Origin of the sequence: Neorhizobium sp. SHOUNA12A (assembly GCF_023006505.1) — a bacterium.
In the GTDB taxonomy this organism is placed as follows: domain Bacteria; phylum Pseudomonadota; class Alphaproteobacteria; order Rhizobiales; family Rhizobiaceae; genus Neorhizobium.
This window is the reverse complement of sequence record NZ_JALBGV010000163.1, coordinates 1-4,466: the sequence shown is the minus strand read 5'-3', so window position 1 is coordinate 4,466 and position 4,466 is coordinate 1. Positions and strand designations below refer to the sequence as shown.

At 63.4% G+C, this 4,466-nt stretch carries 3 protein-coding genes and 1 pseudogene; 1 reads left to right on the top strand and 3 read right to left on the bottom strand.

The window, feature by feature from the left end; genetic code table 11:
* A partial coding sequence (locus MOV63_RS32010) for a citrate/2-methylcitrate synthase (protein WP_309500860.1) occupies nt 1–555 on the bottom strand: 555 nt, incomplete at its 3' end.
* A gap of 79 nt (nt 556–634) precedes the next feature.
* On the opposite strand from MOV63_RS32010, the gene MOV63_RS32005 reads away from it, so the two are divergent.
* The gene (locus tag MOV63_RS32005; protein ID WP_247039777.1) at nt 635–1,726 is read left to right on the top strand and encodes a citrate synthase/methylcitrate synthase; all 1,092 of its coding nucleotides are present in this window, start codon (nt 635–637) and stop codon (nt 1,724–1,726) included.
* A 7-nt stretch (nt 1,727–1,733) separates the two neighbouring features.
* On the opposite strand, the pseudogene MOV63_RS32000 reads toward MOV63_RS32005, so the two are convergent.
* A pseudogene (locus MOV63_RS32000) lies at nt 1,734–2,502 on the bottom strand (SDR family oxidoreductase).
* Between the two features lie 136 nt (nt 2,503–2,638).
* Nucleotides 2,639–4,267, bottom strand: a complete 1,629-nt coding sequence (locus MOV63_RS31995; RefSeq protein WP_247039776.1) for a CTP synthase — start codon at nt 4,265–4,267, stop codon at nt 2,639–2,641.
* Between the last annotated feature and the right edge of the window lie 199 nt (nt 4,268–4,466).

Below are 4,466 nucleotides of genomic sequence, written 5' to 3'. Positions count from 1 at the left end.
CCGCTCCACATAGGCACGCATATCGGCATTGTCGTCCGCCAGAAGGACATGCCCCGTCGAGAGCACGTCGGCTGCCTCCGTGCGGAGGATGAAGGGTTTTCGCCGCAGCGCCGGCAGGTCGCTCATCACCCGGGCGGCAAGCCCGGCAAAGGCCGCAGCCATGCGGGTGGCGCCGCTCGACCCTGCCCCGCCTGCAGCGACACGCACGCTTTCCGTATCCCAGAGAAGTGCGGCGACCTCCTCTAGCGTCGCATGTTCACACAGCTCGACGGCATCACGACCGCGATAAAAAAGCCGCTCGTTGGAAATCGTCGAGATTGTCGTCGGCAGGACCGGATCGCCCCAGCGGATCGCGTCCGCCGCCACCGCTGCCGATTGTCGCCGCCCGGCATGCCGTTCCGAGAGGCGCTTGACGTCGTCGGCCTGATAGAGGCTGCGGCGCGGATCGGCAGGATCCGGCTTGGCGCGGATGCGGCCGCGGCTGACATTGGCATAAAGCGTCTGCGGTTTGGTCCCAAGTCGGGAAAGCGCTTCTTCGGCGGTGATCCAGAGCATGTTCATATTGATCGATTGCATCAAGATTGACGTCAATAAGACTAGGTCGGATCATCAAGCCCGTAAAGGAGAAACACCCATGAAAAACAACGGACTTGAAGATGTCATCGCCGCCGAGACCCGGCTTTCGGACGTGGACGGAGAAGCGGGACGCCTCGTCATTCGCGGCGTATCTCTCGACCTGCTTGTCGAGCGCGCGACCTATGAAGACGCCGCAGCGCTGCTCCTGGATGGTTTTCTGGAACATCCCGTCACCGCGGCCGATCTCAAGGCCCGCCTCGGCCAGGCCCGTGCCGAAGTTTTTGCGCATGTGCGCGCCGCAGATGCCGCGCTTCGGAACCTGCCACCTGTCGATGCCATGCGCGCCCTGATCGCGCGCCTGCCGGACGGCGAGGATTTCGAAACCACGCTTCGACTGCTCGCCGCCCCCGCCGTCTTCCTGCCGGCCGTGCTGAGGCTCCAGAAGGGAGAGACGCCGGTGGCGCCGACCGCGTCGCTTTCCCAGTCCGCCGATATCCTCGCCATGCTGAACGCCAGCCTGCCGACGCGTGAACAGGTCGCAGCGCTGGACGCCTATCTGGTGACGATCGCGGATCACGGTCTCAACGCCTCGACCTTCGCCTCACGCGTCGTCGCCTCGACCGGCGCCGGCCTCACGTCATCGGTGCTGGCTGCCATCAGCGCGCTCAAGGGTCCACTGCATGGCGGGGCGCCGGGACCGGTACTCGACATGCTGGATGCGATCGGCAGCGATGACAATGCCAGGACCTGGCTCGGCCAGGCGCTCGATCGCCGCGAACGGCTGATGGGATTCGGCCACCGCATCTACCGCGTCCGCGATCCCCGCGCCGACGCGCTGAAAGGCGCATTGGCGCCCTTGGTCGTGACCGGACAGGTGGACCCGGACCGCATCCGGCTCGCCGAAGCCGTCGAGCAGGCGGCGCTTGCTATCCTCAAGGAGCGCAAGCCGGACCGGCCGCTCGACGTCAATGTCGAGTTCTACACAGCCCTGCTGCTCGATGCGCTGAAATTCCCGCGGGCTGCCTTCACCGGCGTCTTTGCGATCGGCCGCACGGTCGGCTGGATCGCCCATGCCCGCGAACAGGCGCTGGAAGGCCGGCTGATCCGGCCACGTTCGGTTTATGTCGGCCCCCTGCCCCAGGCGGCATAATTGGCGATCACATCTGGATCGACATGCCGCCGTCGACGTCAGCACATGGCCGTTGACGAAGGAGCCGGCGTCGCTTGCCAGGAACAGCGCGGCGCCCGCGATCTCGTCGGGCCGGCCCCAGCGTTGCAGCGGCACGCGCTGGCGCATGAACGCGATCATGCCGGGATCCACGGAAATCCCCGCATTGGTCTCGGTGGCGAACATGCCAGGCGCAATCGCATTGCTGGTGACGCCGAACGGGCCGTATTCGGCCGCAAGGCTTCTGACCAGACCGGTCAGGCCCTGTTTGGCGATAGGATAGATGGCATCACCCGAACGGGCCATGCTGCCGATAATCGACGTGACCGAGATGAGACGGCCATGGCCCTGAGCCTTCATGATATCAGCGGCGTTGCGGGACAAGGCGATTGCCGAGAGCAAGTCGGTCTGGATCAGGTTCAGGATTTCGGCATCGCTGAACGTGCAAACGGGCGCCGGTCGCGGGCACCGACATTGTTGATGAGGATATCCAGCCGGCCATGATCTGTGTGGAGCCTTGCGATCGCCTCGCGTCCGGCATCGAGATCTGCGACGTCGAAGGCGGCAGCGCTCGCCTTGCCGCCCTCACCCGTGATGGAGGCAACGGCCTGTTCGAGCATGTCGCTGGAGCGGCCGCTGAGCACGACATGCGCGCCGGCCTCCGCCAGAGCCTTCGCCATCTGCAGTCCAAGCCCTCGGCCGCCGCCGGTCACAAGCGCTACGCGCCCAATGAGGGAAAACCTGTCGAAAATAGCCATATCGCACCGCTGAAATGAAAAGAGCAATTCCGGCGAGCATAGGGGATGTCGCAGCGGTGCCGCCAGTGCGAAAAAGAGAATGTCTGCGCCTGATAGCAAAAAGGCAGGATGCGGGATCCAGCCTTTTCGGATTTCCTCAGACGAGGCGGCTTTGTTCCAGGGCCGCTTCGATGAAGCTCGCAAACAGCGGATGCGGATCGAGCGGCCGGCTCTTCAGTTCCGGGTGATACTGCACGCCGATGAACCACGGATGGTCCGGATATTCGATCGTCTCCGGCAACACGCCGTCCGGCGACATGCCCGAGAATACCAGGCCGCAGTTTTCCAGCCGGTCCTTGTAGTCGACATTCACCTCGTAACGGTGGCGATGACGCTCGGAAATATCGGTCGAGCCGTAGATTTCCGCGATCTTGGTGTCCTTCTTGAGCGTCGCCTTGTAGGCGCCGAGGCGCATCGTGCCGCCGAGGTCACCGGCCACTGAACGGATTTCGAGTTCGTTGCCTTTCACCCATTCGGTCATCAGGCCGACCACCGGCTCCTTGGAAGGACCGAATTCCGTCGACGATGCCTTCTCGATGCCGGCGAGATTGCGGGCGGCCTCGATGACGGCCATCTGCATGCCGAAGCAGATGCCGAAATACGGTACCTTGCGCTCGCGCGCGAAACGAGCCGCATGGATCTTGCCCTGCGAGCCCCGCTCGCCGAATCCGCCGGGTACCAGGATGCCGTGGACTTTCTCGAGCCAGGGCGCCGGATCTTCCTTCTCGAAGATCTCCGACTCGATCCACTCGAGGTTGACCTTGACGTGGTTGGCGATGCCGCCGTGATGCAGCGCCTCGATCAGCGACTTGTAGGCGTCCTTGAGGCCCGTATACTTGCCGACGATCGCGATCGTCACTTCGCCTTCCGGGGTGCGGATGCGGTTGCAGACCTCCTCCCAGGCGTCGAGGCGCGGCTTGGGGGCCGGTTCGATGCCGAAGGCGGCGAGAACCTCATTGTCGAGGCCTTCCTTGTGGTAGGCCATCGGCACGTCGTAGATATTGGCGACGTCGAGCGCCTGGATGACGGCGGACGGGCGGACATTACAGAACAGCGACAGCTTTCGGCGTTCGGGTTCCGGGATTTCCCGGTCGGCGCGCACCAGCAGGATGTCGGGGGCAATCCCCATCGCCTGCAGCTCCTTGACAGAGTGCTGGGTGGGCTTGGTTTTCAATTCGCCGGCCGCCGGAATGAACGGCATCAGCGTCAGGTGGAGATAGATCGCGGTGCCGCGCGACAGGTCGTTGCCGAGCTGGCGGATCGCTTCCATGAACGGCATCGCCTCGATGTCGCCGACCGTGCCGCCGATCTCGCAGATGACGAAATCATAGTCGTCATTGCCTTCGGTGACGAAATCCTTGATCTCGTTGGTAACGTGCGGGATCACCTGGACGGTCGCGCCGAGATAGTCACCGCGGCGTTCCTTGTCGATGATGTTCTTGTAGATGCGGCCCGTGGTGATGTTGTCGGTCTTGGTCGCCGAACGCCCCGTGAAGCGCTCGTAGTGACCGAGATCGAGGTCGGTTTCCGCCCCGTCGTCGGTGACAAAAACCTCGCCGTGCTGCGTCGGGCTCATCGTGCCCGGGTCGACGTTGAGATAAGGATCGAGCTTCCTCAGCCGAACCCGGTAACCTCGTGCTTGTAACAAAGCTCCGAGTGCCGCGGCCGCAATTCCTTTTCCGAGGGAAGAAACCACGCCGCCAGTTATGAATACATATCGCGCCATGGGATTCACCGGATACCTTTTCATTGGTGATTCCGCCAGCCCAAATCGTCTGCTTTATAAAAACGGCTGTGGAATCTTCACAAAATAAAACCGGCAGGCTTTTGGCCTGCCGGAGCTTGAAACGTGGACCGCGCCCTTATTGGCCGGTCGGAACGCCCGTCGGCGCAGCCGGGGCGGCAGGCGCCGAACCGGTCGCGGG

Bases quoted from the DNA above. Each gene is read 5' to 3' on its own strand.
- MOV63_RS32005 (WP_247039777.1), top strand. From the start codon at position 635: ATGAAAAACAACGGACTTGAAGATGTCATCGCCGCCGAGACCCGGCTT.
- MOV63_RS31995 (WP_247039776.1), bottom strand. From the start codon at position 4,267: ATGGCGCGATATGTATTCATAACTGGCGGCGTGGTTTCTTCCCTCGGA.